Below are 18,219 nucleotides of genomic sequence, written 5' to 3' on the forward strand. Positions count from 1 at the left end.
TCATCCCCGTGTCATGAACGATTGGCCGAAGCCGTCGTCGCCTTCGTCGGAGTCGCCCGGCGGCCTGCGCACCGGAGGCGGCTTCGGGGCGGATTCTTCTTCGAGGGCACCGAGATTCCGGACGTTCCGGTCCTCGCCGGGGTCTGGTTCTTCCGGTTCCGGCTCCGGAAACTTGGCCCGGTAGTTGCCGACGATCGTGTCCACCGTCTGCCGGTCGTCGCCGATCGTCTCGGCCATGACCTCGCCGAGCCGGTCCGGCAGCCGCGCCTGCGCCCGCCGCAAGGTCGTCAGTACCGCGGCGGCCACCTGCGCCCCGGAGAGCTCCCGGACCTGGTCGGTGATCCGCAGATCGGTCACGTTCCCCGCCGAGTCGACGGTGACCGTGACCAGCCCGTCCTTGCCGGTTTCGGTCACCGAGACCTGCCCGACCGCCGCCTGCATCGCTTGGTACCGCTGGGCTTTCTGCTTCGCCTGCGCCACCATCTGGTCCACCCGAGCCGCCGCGTCGCCCGCCCCGCCGGACAGCGGATCGCTCATCCCCCAGCCCCCCGATCTACGGTTTCGAGACCCCGAGGAAACCATCGGGATTCCGGCGAGGACGGGCGGATCAGCCTGATTAACTCGAATAGCCGAAGCCATTTCGCCGCATTCGCCACCGGATAGTCACTTTGTCCGGAGCCCTCCGGTCGCCGACAGCACCTCCGCCCGGGGCTTCCACCTCCCGCCTGAGCCGCCGGGAAGCCGACTTTCGTCGGTCAGATAGGTCTGGACAACTCAGTGAATGGTCTAGACAATATCGACCACGGGGGTCGGATCGGACCGGAGGAACCGCAATGAAGCGTGCTCGTTTCCTCGTCGTGCTCCTGCTAGCCGCAGCCGGCTTGGTCGTCGGCGGACCAGCACAAGCCGCGAACCTGCTCGCCAACCCCGGTTTCGAGACCGGTTCCACCTCCGGCTGGATGTGCCCGGCAGGCGCGGCCGTGAAGACGCCGGTGCATTCGGGAACCTACGCCCTAGCCGTCACTCCTGGCGCTTCCGACCAGGGCCAATGCACCCAAACAGTATCCGTGCGCCCCAACACGACCTACTCGGTCTCCGCCTGGGTCCAAGGTGCCCCGGTGTACCTGGGCGTCACCGGCGGCTCCTCCACTTGGACCAACGCCTCCGCATACAGCCAACTCTCGCTGTCCTTCACCACCACGGCGAACCAAACGTCCGCCGAGCTGTACCTGCACGGCTGGTACGGCGCCGGCACGTACTACGCAGACGACGTAGTCCTCGACGGACCCGGCGGCGACACCCCCGGTTCCCCTGGCGTCCCCGGAACCCCGACAGTCGGCACCGTCACCGACACCTCGATCGCCCTGACCTGGGGTGCCGCCGCGGGAACCGTCACCGGCTACCGCGTCTACGAAGACAACACCCTGCGCGCCACCGTGCCCGGCACTTCCACGACGCTCTCCGGCCTGACCGCCTGCACCTCGCACAGCTACTCGGTCACCGCCTACAACGACAAAGCCGAATCCGCCCACACCGCAGCGGTTTCCGCGACCACCACCGGCTGCACCAGCACCGGCCTGCCGAAACACTCCTTGATCGGCTACGTCCACGCAAGCTTCGCGAACGGCTCGGGATACTTGAAGCTCGCCGACGTCCCGGCCGCGTGGGACATCATCGACCTGGCCTTCGCCGAACCCACCTCCGTGACCTCCGGCGACATCCGCTTCAACCGCTGCTCGACCGCCGAATGCCCCGGCGTGGAAAGCGATGCCGACTTCATCGCCGCCATTCGCGCGAAGCAGGCGCAAGGCAAAAAGGTCCTGATCTCGATCGGCGGCCAAAACGGCGAAGTCCAACTCACGACCACCGCCGCCCGCGACAACTTCGTCAACTCCGTCGCGTCGATCATCGACAAATACGGCTTGGATGGCCTGGACGTAGACTTCGAAAGCCAGTCCCTGTCCCTGAACTCGGGCGACACCGACTTCCACAACCCGACCACGCCGGTGATCGTCAACCTGATCTCGGCTTTGAAAACCCTGAAAGCCCGCTACGGAGCCAAGTTTGTCCTGACGATGGCCCCCGAAACCTTCTTCGTCCAGGTGGGCTACCAGTTCTACGGCGGCTCCGGCGGCGGCGACAGCCGAACCGGCGCCTACCTGCCGGTCATCTACGCTTTGCGCGACTCGCTCACGGTGCTGCACGTACAGGACTACAACTCGGGCCCAGTCATGGGATTGGACAACCAGTACCACACGATGGGCGGCGCGGACTTCCTGATCGCCATGACCGACATGCTGAAGTCCGGCTTCAAAGTCGCGAACACCGGCCAAACCTTCCCCGGCCTACGAGAAGACCAAATCGCCGTCGGCCTGCCCGCCGCCGTCAGCGCAGGAAACGGCTACGTCTCTCCGTCTGAAGTCCAAACCGCAGTAACCTGCCTAGCCCACGGAACGGGTTGCGGCTCCTACACCTTGCGCGGCGGCGCGTCGCCCGCACTGCGCGGGTTGATGACGTGGTCGGTGAACTGGGATCGGTATTACGGCTGGGCTTTCCAGAACGCACACCGCCCGTTCCTGGACGGCCTCGGCTAACCGCGGTTCTCTTCGCCGACTACCACACAGGCCATCGGGAAACTTGCCGCCGAAGGCCTCTCGCTCGGCAAGCTCACGCACCGCGTCATGCATGCGTTGCGTGTTCGAATCATGCGGTGTGAGGCAGGCGAGGCCAAGGAGGAAACCTCTCCCGATCAGCGTTTCTCCGGCCACCTGGGCCAGAAGCCTGCCGAACAAACTCGCGAGCGGCGTCGAAACCGTTGCGTTCGCCCGGCAGACTTCCGCGCACGCGCTAATCGGATTCGTCTTACAGTTCCGCCGAAAGCACCTGCCGAGTTGGCTAGACGCCTCGACAAGTTAGTTGCCAAGCCTTCTCGCAGGTCGAACCCACGGAAAAGCACTCCTCCCAGGAAACAGCCGGGTAGTTCTACTCACGGTGGTCGAGCAGGACCTCTCGACCACGCCCGCGATCGTTGAGACGAACCATCTTGTCCCGTACCGTGATGGAGCGACTACGGGAGGGTACGCAGATGGGGTTCCGTACGGTTCCGGACGAACTGAGGGCCGCAGGCAAAGCCGCGACCGACGCGGCGGGGGTACTGCGCAGCGCACACTGCGCCGAGCCACCGGGCAGCTCCGCAGCGCGCTGCCCGGTGGCGCAGCAGGCGGAGCAGCCACGTCCTTCAGTCAGTCTTGGGAGTCGGACTTCACCACCTGCTGCACCGACGCCGAACGCTTCGGCACCGACCTCGCAACTGCCGCCCGCGACTACCAGGCCAGCGACCAGGCCGCACATAGTGGCATCAACCGCGCCGGAACCATGCGGGGACCGCAGTAATGGTCGGCCTTTTCGACGTCAAACGCTGGAACACCGGCCAGCTCGACGAGATCTTCAAAAACGTCCAGCAACGACTGCAAGTACTCACCCATTCCGGGGATGATTTCGGCAAAGTCATTCCGGTCGCGGGCTGGTCCGGCCCCGCCGCGGACAACGCCCGCTCCGCCCACCGCAGCCTCATGTTCCGCATCGACAAAATGGCCGCCGGAGCCAGCATCGTCGGCAAGGCCATAGGGCAGGCCTCCGATGCGATCACCGGCATCCAGCACGCCATCGCCGGAGCCGAAGAACTCGCCCGCAAGTACGGCTACCAAATCGCTGACAATGGCATAGTCACCGACCTCTATCCCGAGGGGAAAGCGCCACCGGAGCTGCACCCGGAGGACCGTGCCCGCGCCAAGGCCGAAGCAAGCGACGCCATCGCCCAAGCACTGCGCACCGCCGACGACATCGACCGCGACCTCGCCTCCGTCCTGCAGCGCGCGCAACAGGGCGGCTTCGGCACCGGCGACGAAGGCACCGTGACCGCTGCGGCCGCCGACGGCTCGCTCGACCCCGGCCTCACCCTGCTGGAACCGCCCAAGGACGGCAGTCCGACCCAGAACGCCGGCTGGTGGAACTCTCTCTCGCCCGCTGGACAGGCCATCCTCCTGCGCGACCACCCGGACTGGCTCGGCAACCTCGACGGACTGCCCGGCGGCGTCCGGTCGCAAGCCAACCTGGCTCGTCTCCCAGTGATCCGCGCCGACCTGGAACGCCAACTCGCCGAACTCCGCAAACCTATGGACGGCCCCGTTCTCGGCGAGTACGACATGCAGATCCGCGCCGACGAAATCGCCGCAGTCGAAGCCAAACTGCACTCACTCGACGCGGTGCAGACGACCATGGCGAAAGGCGGACGACAGCTGCTGTTCCTCGATGCCACCCACCCGCGGGTCGAAGCAGCCGTCGCCGTTGGCAACGTCGACACCGCGACCAACGTCGCGGTCTTCACGCCCGGCTTCACCACCACCGTCGACGGCAGCCTCGGCCGATACGACAACAACATGGCGGACCTGGTCGCTACAGGCAACACCATCGAGCGGCGTATGGCGGTGGGCCCACCGCCGCAGTCACGTGGATCGGCTACCAGGCACCGCAGGCGGACGGCGGCTTGGTCGACCCGACGCAATCGGTCGCCAGTCCGCTTGCCGCCCAGGCCGGGGGCGACAACCTCGCCCGCTTCTACAACGGCATCGGCGCAGCGCATGGCGCGACGAACACGCCGCTGCACCTCACTGCCCTCGGACACTCCTACGGTTCCGTCACTACCGGCTTTGCACTGAGCCACGACACCCCGGTCAACGACGCCGTTCTGTTCGGCTCGCCGGGTCAGGGTGCGGACCACCTGAACGTGCCTGCGGGGCACCTCTACTCCGAACACAACACCGGCGACAACCTCGTGCCGACCGTCCACGGCACGCTCGGCCCCAGCCCCTACTACAGTCCCAGCGCTGTGCCGAACTACCACCAGCTATCTACCGACGCCAGCATGACCAGTGTCGGCCCTTTCAACGCCAGCTACGACCACAGCGGCTACCTCGACAACCAGTCCACGAGCCTGTACAACATGGCCGCGATCACCACGGGCCACAACGACCTGGCTGTCACCTACCAACCCCCGCCCCCTCCGCCGGACGTGCGCCCCATCCCACCCGGCGTTCCCGCCTCCCCGCCAGAGACAACGCCACCTCCGCCCGTCGCGTCACCGCCGGGTGCCACGCCTACACCACCCCCGCGGTAGGACAGCTCGTGACCACTAACCACATTCAGCAGCCAGAAACTCAGACGTGCCGGCCGAACCATGTGCCGAACGGACCGACCCAGACGCGCCGGCCCCAGCGCGCGCTCCTCACCGCAGCCGCCGTCCTGCTGCTCAGCAGCTGCGGAACCTCCAACGATCCTCTTGACCCGGGAACAAGCGTGGACGCAAACACCTCCTTCACCGAACTGATGAAGCTGCCCGACATCGACCAAGCCGCACAGCGATACCAGCAGATGGCGACCGAGCTCCAGACTGCCCTCGGCAGCCAAGTTCCGGCGCTCAAACAATGGAACGTCGCCGACCAACCCATCCGCGCCGCCTGCGGTGCCGACCACCCGAACCTCGACTCCGCCGCGGAAACACTGCGACTGGAAAACCACGTCGCACCCGGAACGCTTTCGGACGCGGACTACGAAAAAGCACTGGCTGCTATCGGACCAGTCGTCACCAAACACGGATTCACCGCAAGCCCGCAGCGATTGCACGACACCCCGGGCTCACACGACGCCGTCTTCCACAACTACAAAGACGGCAGCTCTCTTCAATTCGGCAGCCACGTCAACACCGTGTTCAGCATCTCCATCGGCTGCCATCTCACCGCCGAAACCAAGAAACTCGGACACATCCCGCCAACACCCAGCTACTAGCGCGCGGACAGGACAGGTGCCATCGGCGATGGATTATCGAGGAGATCCGGGACTGGTCCGGGACTGTCTGTGCAGCGCAATGCCATCCGCGAAGAGTTACTCGCCCGAAACGTCGTCGGCCGGGTGACGCTGCCTGCCCCGCAGAAGTCGGCAACTTCGAACGTTCAAGCTGAACATATCCTGACCGCGCCAGCGTGTCAGAAGAAAGCTACTGCACCGCCAGACCAGGACTCCGGCCTCAGACGGACACCATGCCCATGATCGACGCCGGCACCGCGGTGCTGAAGCTATGCATCGAGCGCAGGACCCGGGACCGCGACAAGGGCCGACGTCCGGCCAGCCCTCAGCCTACTGTTCACCACCCAGCTCGACCCACCTGCCGAGCCGCGTAGCTTCCTTCGCCCTTGGGCTGCCCGCGCGGATCCTTCGGCACGCCCAGTTCCCCATGACGATGGAGATTTACACGGGGGCCTCGTCCGAGCAAACGGGGCAGCACTCAAGAAACTGGGAGACAGTCATCGGTGGGCTGCTTCGGTACGGACACGAAAAAGGCCCTCCCCGGTTCCCCGGAAAGGGCCTCTCACCTGCTGTGGAGCTGAGGGGAATCGAACCCCTGACCTTCTCGATGCGAACGAGACGCGCTACCAACTGCGCTACAGCCCCTAGGAGCGTGAGCCCCTGTCGTTCAGTGCTTGGAAAGCTTAGCAGCGCCCTCCAGGCACCCAACAGCGGGGGGTCACTCTCCGACGGCCCGGCGGTAAGGACCCGCGCTGGGCTCCGCGAGTTCCTCGAAAGCGGGGTCCTCATCGTCCAGATCGACCACGACCGCCTGCCGGCGGATGCGGGACATCGGGGACGGTTTGCGCTCCACGATGTCGCGCGGCACCTCAGGCGCGACGACCTCGACGTCTTCCTCTTCCTCCGCGAACGAGTCGTACGCCTCGCGGGGAGGAGCGGGAGCCGTCGTCGCGTAGCGGGCCATCCGGCGCTGCCGGATCTCTTCCTCGATGCGGACCTGGCGGCGCAGGTACACGAGGTAGCCGACGAGCGCGACGTCCACCGCGGCGTGCACCCACCACGCGAGAGACAACACGAATCCGGCGATCGCGGCCGTGACGACGGCAGCGATCAGCAGGATCACGACTACTCGCTGACGGAACGCGTACTTGGCCTTGGCCGCGATCTCCGCCGCCTCCGGGTCGAAGCCGCCACGACCGGGCCGGTAGCTGCGGCGTTCGCGGCGCGGTTCGGCGGCGCGTTCCGCGCGCGCAGGCTGCGGGAGCGGCTCCGGTTCGGGCTCGGGCTCGGCGTCCAGGTCTGCGTCGAGTTCCGCCTCGAGTTCGGCGAGATCATCCTCTACCGAAGGATTCGCATTGTCGGACACGGCGTCGTCCTCCTGTCCCTCGTTGCGAGCACTGCCCCTTCGCACTACCCGGGCGGCCAGCGCGGAGGTTGGCGTCCGCGCGACTTGCTGGCGTTTGCGAGCCACCATGGGCACGAGAACGACGAGCCATGCCGCGGCGAGCGCGACGATGATCACCGAACTGGGCATCTCCCGTCACCTCCCCCGATCCTCTGCTGTAGTCACGCTAGCCACAACAGTCACACAGGAGGCGCAGACTCGCCGGGTTCGATCACGAAAATGCATCACCGCATTAGGTGAATCTCACAGGATGTGGTAACGCGTGACCGGCGAGGGACGCGTAGTCACGGTCAGGCCAGCTCGGCGCGTCCGGCCGCCACCAAGCGGGACACGAGGCCGTCGCCGGTCTCCTCTTTCGTCACGGCGAAGCAGAGGTGGTCTCGCCAGGCTCCGGCGACGTCGAGATACCGCTCGAACAGGCCTTCCTGCCGGTATCCGGCCTTGGTGAGCACGCGGATGCTGGCGTTGTTCTCCGGCCGCACGGTCGCTTCCAGCCGGTGCAGCCCGGCGGCATCGAAAGCGTGATCTGTCACGAGCGCGACGGCCGCGGTGGCCACGCCTCCCCGGACGATCTCCGACGACACCCAGTACCCGATCCAGGCCGACCGGAGTGCGGCGCGGATCACATTACCGACAGTGATCTGCCCCGCGAACTTTCCGTCCACCGTGATCGTGAACGGCAGGCACTGGCCCCGCCGCGCCAGCCCGCGCAGCGCCGCCCACTGGGACGGCCACGACCAGAACGCGTTGCGGTCCGCCCACGGCCCGATCCCGGTCGGCTCCCACTCCTCGAGGTGCTCGCGGTCGCGCAGCCGGACGCGGCTCCACTCGCCGGCGTCGCGCAGCCGCACCGGGCGCACGGCCAGCACGCCCGCCGGGATCCGCAAGGGGCCGAGCGTGGCGGGCCAGCCGGGATGCCGGTTTTCGACCGAGTCGGCGAGTGCGGCCACGGATCAGGCGCGCTGGGCGAGGAAAGTGACCTTGACCTGGTCGCCCGCGGCCACCTCGGTGAGATCCTCCTCGACGGTGATGAGGCAGTTCGCCTCGGCCAGCGACGCGAGCAGGTGCGCGCCCGACGTGCCGAGCGGCTGCACCAGGTACTCGCCGTTCGCCTCGTCGCGCAGCAGCTGACCGCGCAGGTAGCCGCGGCGGCCCTTCGTCGAGGTGATCGACGACAGCAGCCGTGCCCCGACCACCCGGCGGTGCGGGTTGCGGGTGCCGCGCGCGGTGCGGATCAGCGGCCGCACCAGCACCTCGAACACCACGAGCGCGCTCATCGGGTTGCCCGGGATGAGGAACGTCGGCACCGAGTCCGGACCGAGCCTGCCGAAGCCCTGCACCGAACCGGGGTGCATGGCGACCCGGGTCAGGTCGATGTGCCCGAGGTCGGACAGCGCGGCGTGCACCTCGTCGCCGGAAGACCCGCCCGCCCCGCCCGCGACGACCACGATCTCGGACATCAGCAGCCGTCCTTCGACGACCTCACGCAGCCGCTTCGGGTCGCCCGGCACGATGCCGACCCGGCTGACCTCGGCACCGGCGTCGCGTGCGGCCGCGGCCAGCGCGTACGAGTTGACGTCGTAGACCTGGCCGACCGACGGCGTGCGGTCGATGTCCACCAGCTCGTCGCCGACCGACACGATCGACACCCGCGGCCGCGGGTAGACCAGCACCTTCGCACGGCCGACCGCGGCCAGCAGCCCGACCTGCGCGGAGCCGATGGTGTCGCCCTTGCGCACCGCGACGTCGCCGATCTGCACGTCCTCGCCGGCCCGGCGGACGTAGCCGGCCGACGGCACGGACCGGTTGATGGTGACCTTGGCCTGGTGGCCGTCGGTGTAAGCGGTCGGGACGACGGCGTCCGCGAGCGTGGGCAGCGGCGCGCCGGTGTCGACGCGCACAGCCTGCCCCGGCTGCAACCGTCGCGGCTGACGCGAGCCAGCCGGGATTTCGCCGACGACCGGCAGCTGGACCGGTTCCTGTCCGGCGGTCTGCACGTCGACGCTCCGGACCGCGTAACCGTCCACCGCCGCCTGGTCGAAGCCGGGCAGCGCGTGTTCGGCGACCACTTCTTCCGCGCAGAGCAGGCCCTGCGCTTCGGAGATCGCGACCCGGACCGGCCGCGGGCGCACGGCGGCGTCGAGGGTCAGCGCGATCTGCTCGTCGACCGAACGGAAATCGCCGGACTCGGCGGTTTCGTCTGCCGCGACAGCGATTTCTGCCGATTCCGCCGCCGCGACGGCCTGAACCGCGGGTTCAGTCACCGTGGCGTCTTCGGTCGGGGTGGTGTCGAGGGAGTCCGTCATGGGCGATCGTTTCCGATCCGTTCGGTCAGCCAGGTGCGCAGCGAAGGCCCGTAATCCGGGTCCTCGAGCGCGAAATCGACGGCGGCGCGCAGGAATCCGCCCGGGTTGCCCAGGTCGTGCCGCCCGCCGCGGTGGACGACGATGTGCACCGGGTGCCCCTCCTGGATCAGCAGCGCGACGGCGTCGGTGAGCTGCAGCTCCCCGCCCGCGCCGGGCTCGATCCGGCGCAGCGCGTCGAAAATCGCCCGGTCGAGCAGGTACCGCCCGGCCGCGGCGTAGGTCGACGGCGCGTCCTCCGGCTTGGGCTTCTCGACCATGCCGTGGACCTGCTTGACGTCCGGGTCGTCGGTCTCGGTGACGTCGAAGACGCCGTACGGGGAGATCTGCTCCTTCGGGATGTCGAACGCGCAAAGCACGCTGCCGCCGTACTGGGCGCGGACGGCCGACATGCGGTCGAGGACCCCGGCGGGCAACACGAGGTCGTCGGGCAGGAGAACCGCGACCGCGGTGTCCTCGTCGGTGAGGTTCGGCTCGGCCTGCGCGACGGCGTGCCCGAGCCCGAGGGCCTGTTCCTGGATCGCGACCTCGACGTCCAGCAGCTCCGGCCCGCGGCGGACCTTCGCCAGCAGGTCGGTCTTGCCCTTCTCCTCGAGCGTCTTCTCCAGTTCCGGCTTCGCCTCGAAGTACCGGACGACGGCTTCCTTGTCCGGCGAGGTGACGATCACCAGCCGCTTCGCGCCCGCACTCGCCGCCTCGGCCGCGACGATCTCGATCCCCGGCGTGTCGACCACTGGCAGCAGCTCTTTGGGCACCGCTTTCGTCGTCGGCAGGAATCGCGTGCCGAGGCCTGCGGCAGGCACGATGGCGGTTCTGAAGGTCTGGGTGGTTGAGGCGCCCGTCATGGGCGCAAAGCCTAACCTGGTCTCATGCACGAGCCGGGCAATGAGACCCCGAGCAAGGCGGAGTGGCGGACCCGAATCCTTCGCGCCCGCGCCGAACTGCCTCCCGAAGCCCACGCTCGCGAGGCAGCCGCCCTGGCGACGGCAGCGTCGTCAATCCACGCGGAAACGGTCTGCGCGTACCTCCCTTTCGGCACCGAGCCCGGCCAAATCTCCCTGGTGAACGCCCTGGCCGCGACGGGTGCTCGCGTCCTCCTGCCCGTCATCCCGGACACTCCCGGCCCGCTCGACTGGTCCGAGTACACCGGCCCGGGCGCCCTGCTCCCCGGACGCCTCCGCGGCGTCCTGGAACCGTCCGGCCCGCGCCTGGGCACCGCCGCGGTGGCATCGGCGCAGGTGCTGCTGATCCCAGCCCTGGCCGTCGACCGCCACGGCACCCGCCTCGGCCGCGGAGCTGGCTACTACGACCGCACGCTGGCCGCAGCGCCGGACACCGCCCGCGTGGCTGTGGTGCGCGCAGAGGAGGTCGTGGACCGTCTCCCGGCCGAACCCCACGACGTGCCCATGACCGCCGTTCTGACGCCCTCCGGCCTCATCCAGCTGCCGACCGCCGCCGCGGCTCGCTGAGGGCTCGCTGAGGAAGTGGTCAAGACCACTCGATCGGCGCGCCGCGCTCGGTTCCGCCGACCGGACCCAACCACCGCCGCTCAGCCGACAGCCCAAGCCCGGTGAGCGGCCGGCCCGCCGACAGCCCAAGCTCGGTGAATGGCCGTCCCGCCGAAAGCCCACGCCCGACGACCGCCGTCCCGCCACCAGCCAAAGCCATCGAGTGCCGGACGACAGCTAAGCCGTTGACTGCCGCCCGACGGACAGCCAAAGCCCACGACTGCCGTCCGGCTGGAAGCCCCAGCCCACGACCGTCGCCCGGCTGGATGCCAAGCCAACGACCGCTGTCCGGCCAGATCCGAAGCCGAGCAGCACCGTCCGACCGAAGGCTTCAGCCGGTCACAGCCACCCGAACCGCAGGCCCAGGTTGCCCGACCAGCGACCGAACAGAAGCCCGCAGGCCGCCGCAACGGTCACGCCGCCAGCTTTAGCCAAGGCCCGACGTCCACAGCCGCCCAACAGCCCAGCCGCCAGCTCCGCCAGGCCGCTCGGGGCCGTCTGCACACCGACCGCCAGACACGTCGCCAGCTCCACCCAGCTTGCCCAGCACCCAGTCACGAACCGCCCAAACCACGCATCCACACGCAAGCCACGCCAGCACCGGTATCCGCCATACCGGCACAGACGAGCCCTCCACGGCCCCGCCAGGCCCCGCCAACCTGCCCGACGAAGCCCCATCCGACCGGACCAGCCGCGGCCCAGCCACCCCAGCCACCAACGCCCAGGACACCCTGACCAGCGCAAACCCGCCGCCGCCAGTGCCGCCGCAGCACTGTGAGCAAGGGGTAATTGCGCTGAGGGAATGCTGTCCAGCACAATTGGGTTAGCACTCTTGTAGGTCGAGTGCCAGTGCATGAAGGAGCTTCAGTGCCCACGTACCAGTACGCCTGCAAGGAATGTGACCACCGCTTCGAGGCGGTGCAGTCCTTCTCCGACCCCAGTCTGACCGTCTGCCCGCAGTGCTCCGGTCCACTGCGCAAGGTCTTCAGCTCGGTCGGCGTGGTCTTCAAGGGCAGCGGGTTCTACCGCACGGATTCGCGTGATTCGAGCAAGTCGAGCACCTCCGCGGCCCCGGCCAAGACCGAGAGCGCCAAGTCCGACTCGTCGTCCACCACCTCCTCTTCGTCGACGTCTTCTTCGTCCTCGAACACATCCTCCACGACGAGCACGACAAAAACGGCTTCCGCGTCCTCCTGACCCCCGAGTTATCCACAAGGGGCCAGTTGTCCACAGGTTCGCGAATCGGCTCTTCCGGCCGGTTCGCGACGTCCTTAACGTCGGATTCGCGCGGCATCCCGCCGTGCCGGAACCGACGAGGGGACAACCGTGAACACCTTGCTCAGCCGCCTTCCCGCGCTGCCTGACGTCCGTCTGCCGCGCGGGCGGCGAGCCCGGATGCTCCGCCGGTGTCTCGCGGCGGCCTTGCTCTTGGCCGGCCTGCTCGTCCTGTTTCTCCCGCCCTCCGCACGGGGCGCTCCCGCCACCTCGACGGTGGTCTCCGCACGCGACCTTCCCGCGGGTTCTGTCCTGCGCGCTGCTGACGTGCGGACCGTCGCGCTGCCCGACAGCCTCCGCCCGTCCGGCGCGCTCTCGGCAATTGACGCGGCGGTAGGCCGTCTTCTGTCCGGCGCGGCTCGGGCCGGCGAGCCCATCACCGACGTCCGGCTCCTGGGCAACAACCTCCCCGTAACGGGTGAACCCGATGCGGTCACCGTCGCCGTCCGGCTCGCGGACGCGGCGGTCGCCGAGTTGCTTCAGCCGGGCCAGCGCGTCGACGTCGTCGCGGGCGCGGATACCACAAATTCCGCGTCTGTGCTGGCCAGAGGGGCTTCGGTGGTCACCGTCCGGCGTTCTGACGACGCCGGGAACCGCACTTTGGGCCCGCCGCAGAAGGGCCCACTCGTGCTGCTCGCGCTGCCGAGGGAGGTTGCCACGCAGGTCGCTGCTTCCTCGCTCGAACGACCGGTAACGGTTACTCTCCGCTAACCCGACCCTGTTCCGACGGGCGACGACTGTCCGACGACGGTCAGACGCCCGTCCCGAATCCCCTGGGAGCAGCAGTGCTGAAAGGTTTCAAGGACTTTCTGATGCGCGGCAACGTCGTCGACCTCGCGGTCGCCGTCGTGATCGGCGCCGCGTTCACCGCGATCGTCACCGCGTTCACCAACGGCCTGATCAAGCCGCTGATCAACGCGCTGGGCGGCTCGAACGCGGCGAAGGGCCTCGGCTTCAACGTCCGGAACGGCAACGACTCGACGTTCATGGACTTCGGCGGCGTGATCAACGCGGCGATCAACTTCGTGATCGTCGCCGCGATCGTCTACTTCCTGATCGTCCTGCCGATGAAGCACATCCAGGAGCGCCGCAAGCGCGGCGAGGAGCCCGGTCCGGCCGAGCCCACGGACGTCGAGCTGCTCACCGAAATCCGCGACCTGCTGCGCGCGCAGCAGGGCAACGGCCCCTCCAGCCGCGGCAACTGAGGGGTCACCGATCGTGATGCGGGGGCCGGTTCTCGAGATACCAGGAATCCGGAGTGGTCTCCGGGCCCCGGCCCCGCTCATCGGACGTGGTCTCCGGCAGGACGTCGCCGAAGATCTCGTCGACCCGGCGGCGGCGCTGGGCCTCGTCTGCGCGGGGGCGTCGTTCCTCGTGCGGCATGGGTCCATCGTCCCACCTGTTGTTTGACAAGTGCAGAGAGACATCCGCCGCAGGCGGCCGGGCTCAGACCTCTTCGAGGCCGGAAAGCTCGTCGATCACGTGCGGGACCAGCGACGAAAGGGTCGCCATGCCGTCGCGCACCGCCGCGCGCGAACCGGCCAGGTTGACCACCAGCGTGCTGCCCGAAACGCCGGCCAGGCCGCGGGAGATCCCGGCGTCGACCGCGCCCGCGGCCAGCCCCGAGGCGCGCAGGGCCTCGCCGATGCCCGGGATCGGGCGGTCGAGCACCCCGGCGGTCGCGTCCGGCGTGCGGTCGCGCGGCGACACTCCGGTGCCGCCGACCGTGATCACCAGGTCCGCCCCGCCGATCACCGCCGTGTTGAGCGCGTTGCGGATGCCCGCGGTCTCGGCCTCGACCACCACGACGCCGTCGACGATGAACCCGGCCTCCTCGAGCAGCTCGGTGACGAGCGGCCCGGAGGTGTCCTCGTGCTCCCCGTGCGCGACCCGGTCGTCCACAATCACCACGAGTGCCCGGCCCAGCCGCTGTGCGCTCCGTTCCATGCCGACACCGTATCCGGTTCCCGGCCCGCTTCGCCGCCACGGGCCCGGTGATTTCTGACGATTCGGTGACGTGGTCCGCGCAGGCCGCGCGCACCCCGAGGCAGGCGGCCTGACGTCGGCGAGGTGCGAGTGCTCCTCACCGGCGGCGCCGGGTTCATCGGGTCCCGGATCGCCGATCAGCTGGCCGACGACGGCGACGAGGTCGTCGTGCTGGACAACCTGCTGTCCACCGCGCACGGCTCCACCACGCCACCCGAATACACCCGGCGGCACCGCTTCCTGCGCGGTGACGTCACCGACACCGAGATCGTCGCCGCGCTGCTCGACGGCGTCGATGCGGTCTGCCACCAAGCCGCGGTGGTCGGCCATGGCGTGGATCCGTCGGACGCGCCCTCGTATGCGCTGAACAACGACTACGGCACCGCCGTGCTGCTGGCCGCGATGCACGCGGCGAAGGTGCGCAAGCTTGTGCTCGCCTCGTCGATGGTGGTTTACGGCGAGGGGCGTTACGCGTGTGCGGAACATGGTGTCGTTCCGCCGTCACCCCGTCGGCAGTCCGATGTGGACGCCGGACGTTTCGAACCCGCTTGCCCGCACTGCGGTGCCGAGTTGGGCTGGCAACTCGTGCCCGAAAACGCGCCGCTGTTGCCTCGAAGCACCTACGCGGCAACAAAACTGGCGCAAGAACATCTCGCGGGTGCGTGGGCAAGGCAGACCGGCGGCACGGTCTGGGCGTTGCGCTACCACAACGTCTACGGCCCGCGGATGCCGCAGAACACGCCATACGCGGGTGTGGCGTCGCTGTTCCGTTCGGCGCTGGAGCGGGGCGAAGCGCCGACGGTGCTGGAAGACGGGCGGCAGCAGCGGGACTTCGTGCACGTGGACGACGTGGCCCGAGCGAACGTCCTCGCACTCCGGAACGACGGTCCGGAGGCAGATCTCACGCCGCTGAACATCTGCTCCGGACAGCCGCACAGCGTCGGCGACCTGGCCCGGGAACTGGCCCGCGCCTGCGGAGGGCCGGAGCCGCGGATCGTCGGCGGTGCACGGCCCGCGGACGTCCGGCACGTAGTCGCCGACCCGGCCCGAGCGCGGGAGTTGCTCGGGTTCCAGGCGGAAACGTCCTTCGCGGAAGGCATCGCCGCGTTCGCCACCGCGGAACTGCGCGCCCCTGTCACTCGATGAGGTGAAGATCACGTTCCGGAATGAATCGGCCGTACCGGATCTTGATGCTGGGCATGCGTTCCATCGTGGTGGGGGACATCGAAATCCACGCATTGACCGACGGACGGCTGCAGCTGCCGTCGTCGTTCTTTCCGGGACTCCAGGGCAAGCGCTCGGCACCGAGCACGGTGCCCGTGGCCATCGGCGCATTTCTGCTCCGAACGGGTGGCCGCACGGTGCTGGTCGACGCTGGGTTCGGCCCGCGTCCGTCGGGTGAGCCGCATCTGCCGCAGCACTCGAAAGAGCAGCTGCACCCGGTGGTCAGCGCCGTCGAAGCGGAGCACACCGGAGGCTTGCCCGCAGCGCTCGCCGAAGCCGGGGCCGCTCGCGAAGACATCGACACCGTGGTGCTGACTCATCTGCACGCCGACCACATCGGCTGGGTCGCGCCGAACGGCGAGCCGTACTTCCCGAACGCCGAAGTGCGGTACGGCGCACCCGACTGGGAGGCGTTCGTCGAACCGGCGGGACGGCACGATCGCGGCCGCGTCGCGCTGGAAGCCCTTCGCACCCAGGGCAAACTGCGTCCGCTGCTCGACGGCGAACTGGTCGCGCCCGGCGTCACCGTCCGACATGCGCCCGGGCACACGCCAGGGCATTACGTGCTGGAAATCGTGGATCAGGACCGCCGCGCCGTCCTGGTCGGCGACGTCTTCCAGATTCCGGAGCAGATGGCGGACCCGACGATCGGCGCGGCGTCCGACGTCGATTCCGGGCAGGCGGAGCAGACCCGCCGCCGCTGGCTCGGCGAGGTGGTCGGCACCGGCACGATCGTCGCGGCGGCACATTTCCCGGACGAGCCGTTCTTCCGGATCGCGGCCGACCGCACCGTGGAGCCGGTCTCGGCGGTCGCCGCGTCCTGACTGTCCACAACGGACAACTCAGGACGCGGCCAGCGGCAACCGCACTTCGAAGCGGCAACCCGGTCCGTGGTTCTGCACGCCGATCCGTCCTCGGTGTGCCTCCACCAGGCCTTTCGCGATCGCCAGGCCCAGTCCGCCGCCGCTGGTCGTGCCGCTGCGATCGGGAGTGCGGGCTTGCGTGCCGCGGAAGGCTACGTCGAAGACCCGGCCGATCTCGTCGTCCGGAATCCCGCCGCAGCCGTCGTCCACGGCGAGCAGCGCCTGGTCGCCGTCGATGCCGATCTGCACGGCGACCGTGCCGTCCGGCGGAGTGTGCCGGATGGCGTTGGAGACGAGGTTCCGCACGATCCGCGCCAGCTCCGGATCGCTGCCGGACACCACCGGCCACGCCGACGCGTTTTCCAGCACCCGCACGCGTTTGCGGTCCGCCACCGGCGCCTGCGCGGCGACCGCGTCGCTCACCACGTCGCGCAGCGGCACCGCCGACATGCTCAGTTCGAGCGCTCCCGCGGTGATCCGGGACAGTTCGAACAGGTCGCCCACCATGCCGGACAGCCGGGTCGTCTCGCCGCTGATCCGCTGGGCGTAGTCGGCCACTTCAGCACGCTCCGAAACCACGCCGTCCGCCAGTGCTTCCGCCATCGCCTGGATCCCGGCGAGCGGGCTGCGAAGGTCGTGGCTGATCCACGCGACCAGTTCGCGCCGCGAAGCCTCCGCCGCGCGTTCGCGTTCCCGCGCCTCGCGTTCCCACACACTGCGCCGCGCGATGACCCGGCCCAGCACCATCGCCGCGGGCACCGCCACAAGTGCCACGAGCAGGCACACGAGCAGTTCGGTGGTCAGGGCCTCGGTGAACATGAAGCCGCTCACGCCGAGGATCCCGACCAGCATCGCGGCGACCGGGGTCAGCACGAGCGTGGTCATCGTGGTGGCCAGCGACCGGTGCCGCAGCAGGTAAAGCGCGAGTCCGCCCAGCGCTGCCACCGGCAAGGCGAACAGCAAGGCGAGCGGCAGGATGTGCAGGACGTGGACGAACATGTCCCACGCGGACTCGCCCGAGCCGATCATGGCTGTGTCCGGTCGTAGCGGTAGCCGACGCCCCACACTGTCGCGACGCGGACGGGTTTGGCCGGGTCACGTTCGATTTTCTCGCGGAGCCGTCGCACGTGGACGGTCACCGTGGACTGGTCGCCGAAGTCCCAGCCCCACACCTTCTCCAGCAGGTCCGCCCGGCTGAACGCGACGCCGGGATGGGAGAGGAAGAACGCGAGGAGATCGAACTCCCGGGTGGTCAACGGCAGCGCCGCACCGTCGAGCGTCGCCTGGCGGGCAGTCATCTGGAGCCGAAGATTGCCGTCCACCAGCTCGGCCGTGGGCGGTTCGGGCCGGGGCATCCGAGCCCGCCGCAGCACGGATGCCACGCGCAGCGTGAGTTCCTTGGGACTGAACGGTTTGGTGACGTAGTCGTCAGCCCCCAGCTGCAGTCCGGCGATGCGGTTTTCCTCCTCGCCGAGCGCGGTGAGCATGACGATCGGCACCTGGCTCGTCTGCCGCAGCCGGCGGCATACCTCCAGGCCGTTGAGGCCGGGCATCATGACGTCGAGCACCACCAGATCCGGCACGCGCTCGGCGAACTGGGCGAGCGCCGCCGTGCCGTCGCCGGCCAGGTCGACGGTGAAACCGGCGGTTTCGAGGTAGCGACGGACGACGTCGCGCACGGTCTCGTCGTCGTCCACCACGAGCACGCGACCCGCTTGGTCCTCCATGCCTCA

17 protein-coding genes, 1 tRNA gene and 1 pseudogene are annotated in these 18,219 nt (G+C 68.8%); 9 read left to right on the plus strand and 10 right to left on the minus strand.

The genetic code is table 11. The annotated features are described in order from the left end of the window. Nucleotides 1-537 carry a YbaB/EbfC family nucleoid-associated protein gene (locus tag SSMG_RS33685; RefSeq protein WP_037715722.1) on the minus strand — a complete coding sequence of 179 codons (537 nt, stop codon included), beginning with the start codon at nt 535-537 and terminating at the stop codon, nt 1-3. A gap of 296 nt (nt 538-833) precedes the next feature. Here SSMG_RS33685 and SSMG_RS33690 point away from each other — a divergent pair, with 296 nt between their 5' ends. The 3 genes and pseudogenes from SSMG_RS33690 (at nt 834) to SSMG_RS33700 (ending at nt 5,844) form a co-directional block, all read left to right on the plus strand. Further along, the gene (locus tag SSMG_RS33690) at nt 834-2,594 is read left to right on the plus strand and encodes a chitinase (protein ID WP_009083533.1); all 1,761 of its coding nucleotides are present in this window, start codon (nt 834-836) and stop codon (nt 2,592-2,594) included. A gap of 1,683 nt (nt 2,595-4,277) precedes the next feature. Continuing rightward, a pseudogene (locus SSMG_RS47830) lies at nt 4,278-5,176 on the plus strand (alpha/beta hydrolase). 8 nt (nt 5,177-5,184) lie between these two features. Further along, complete coding sequence (locus SSMG_RS33700) at nt 5,185-5,844, plus strand: LppA family lipoprotein (protein ID WP_009083539.1); 660 nt, start codon at nt 5,185-5,187, stop codon at nt 5,842-5,844. A gap of 590 nt (nt 5,845-6,434) precedes the next feature. Here SSMG_RS33700 and SSMG_RS33705 read toward each other — a convergent pair. The 5 genes from SSMG_RS33705 to SSMG_RS33725 all read right to left on the minus strand — a co-directional run bounded on the left by SSMG_RS33705 (nt 6,435) and on the right by SSMG_RS33725 (nt 10,475). Beyond that, nucleotides 6,435-6,507, minus strand: a tRNA-Ala gene (locus tag SSMG_RS33705). Between the two features lie 73 nt (nt 6,508-6,580). Beyond that, entirely contained in the window at nt 6,581-7,396 is an 816-nt protein-coding gene (gene glpR / locus SSMG_RS33710; RefSeq protein WP_009083541.1) for a gephyrin-like molybdotransferase receptor GlpR, read from the minus strand. A gap of 161 nt (nt 7,397-7,557) precedes the next feature. Continuing rightward, nucleotides 7,558-8,217: a GNAT family N-acetyltransferase gene (locus SSMG_RS33715; protein ID WP_009083544.1), complete on the minus strand. Its 660-nt coding sequence runs from the start codon at nt 8,215-8,217 to the stop codon at nt 7,558-7,560. A 3-nt stretch (nt 8,218-8,220) separates the two neighbouring features. Next, nucleotides 8,221-9,573: a gephyrin-like molybdotransferase Glp gene (gene glp / locus SSMG_RS33720; RefSeq protein ID WP_009083545.1), complete on the minus strand. Its 1,353-nt coding sequence runs from the start codon at nt 9,571-9,573 to the stop codon at nt 8,221-8,223. Then, nucleotides 9,570-10,475: a UTP--glucose-1-phosphate uridylyltransferase gene (locus tag SSMG_RS33725; RefSeq protein WP_009083546.1), complete on the minus strand. Its 906-nt coding sequence runs from the start codon at nt 10,473-10,475 to the stop codon at nt 9,570-9,572. Before SSMG_RS33725 ends, glp begins: the two co-directional genes overlap by 4 nt. 24 nt (nt 10,476-10,499) lie before the next feature. On the opposite strand from SSMG_RS33725, the gene SSMG_RS33730 reads away from it, so the two are divergent. From SSMG_RS33730 to mscL, 4 genes are all read left to right on the plus strand, one after another. Continuing rightward, nucleotides 10,500-11,099, plus strand: coding sequence for a 5-formyltetrahydrofolate cyclo-ligase (locus tag SSMG_RS33730; RefSeq protein ID WP_009083547.1), 600 nt, complete (start codon nt 10,500-10,502; stop codon nt 11,097-11,099). Nucleotides 11,100-12,005: 906 nt separating this feature from the next. After that, entirely contained in the window at nt 12,006-12,335 is a 330-nt protein-coding gene (locus tag SSMG_RS44010) for an FmdB family zinc ribbon protein (RefSeq protein ID WP_009083551.1), read from the plus strand. Nucleotides 12,336-12,464: 129 nt separating this feature from the next. Beyond that, the gene (locus tag SSMG_RS33740; protein ID WP_100266964.1) at nt 12,465-13,124 is read left to right on the plus strand and encodes an SAF domain-containing protein; all 660 of its coding nucleotides are present in this window, start codon (nt 12,465-12,467) and stop codon (nt 13,122-13,124) included. A 74-nt stretch (nt 13,125-13,198) separates the two neighbouring features. Beyond that, nucleotides 13,199-13,618, plus strand: a complete 420-nt coding sequence (mscL, locus tag SSMG_RS33745) for a large-conductance mechanosensitive channel protein MscL (protein WP_037715725.1) — start codon at nt 13,199-13,201, stop codon at nt 13,616-13,618. A 4-nt stretch (nt 13,619-13,622) separates the two neighbouring features. On the opposite strand, the gene SSMG_RS46465 is transcribed toward mscL, so the two are convergent. Together SSMG_RS46465 and SSMG_RS33750 are read right to left on the minus strand one after the other, a co-directional pair. Beyond that, on the minus strand, nt 13,623-13,796 hold the full coding sequence (locus SSMG_RS46465) for a hypothetical protein (RefSeq protein ID WP_182889666.1): 174 nt from the start codon (nt 13,794-13,796) through the stop codon (nt 13,623-13,625). Between the two features lie 63 nt (nt 13,797-13,859). After that, the gene (locus SSMG_RS33750) at nt 13,860-14,360 is read right to left on the minus strand and encodes a molybdenum cofactor biosynthesis protein B (protein ID WP_009083558.1); all 501 of its coding nucleotides are present in this window, start codon (nt 14,358-14,360) and stop codon (nt 13,860-13,862) included. 123 nt (nt 14,361-14,483) lie between these two features. On the opposite strand from SSMG_RS33750, the gene SSMG_RS33755 reads away from it, so the two are divergent. Together SSMG_RS33755 and SSMG_RS33760 are read left to right on the plus strand one after the other, a co-directional pair. Next, nucleotides 14,484-15,545: an NAD-dependent epimerase/dehydratase family protein gene (locus tag SSMG_RS33755; protein WP_009083560.1), complete on the plus strand. Its 1,062-nt coding sequence runs from the start codon at nt 14,484-14,486 to the stop codon at nt 15,543-15,545. A gap of 53 nt (nt 15,546-15,598) precedes the next feature. Then, entirely contained in the window at nt 15,599-16,447 is an 849-nt protein-coding gene (locus tag SSMG_RS33760; RefSeq protein WP_063632065.1) for an MBL fold metallo-hydrolase, read from the plus strand. An 18-nt stretch (nt 16,448-16,465) separates the two neighbouring features. Here SSMG_RS33760 and SSMG_RS33765 read toward each other — a convergent pair whose 3' ends face one another. Then, entirely contained in the window at nt 16,466-17,515 is a 1,050-nt protein-coding gene (locus tag SSMG_RS33765; RefSeq protein WP_009083563.1) for a sensor histidine kinase KdpD, read from the minus strand. Beyond that, nucleotides 17,512-18,213 carry a response regulator transcription factor gene (locus SSMG_RS33770; RefSeq protein WP_009083564.1) on the minus strand — a complete coding sequence of 234 codons (702 nt, stop codon included), beginning with the start codon at nt 18,211-18,213 and terminating at the stop codon, nt 17,512-17,514. The genes SSMG_RS33765 and SSMG_RS33770 overlap by 4 nt, the downstream gene beginning before the upstream one ends. Nucleotides 18,214-18,219: the final 6 nt, after the last annotated feature.

The organism is Streptomyces sp. AA4 (genome assembly GCF_000158875.1).
Classification (GTDB): domain Bacteria; phylum Actinomycetota; class Actinomycetes; order Mycobacteriales; family Pseudonocardiaceae; genus Amycolatopsis.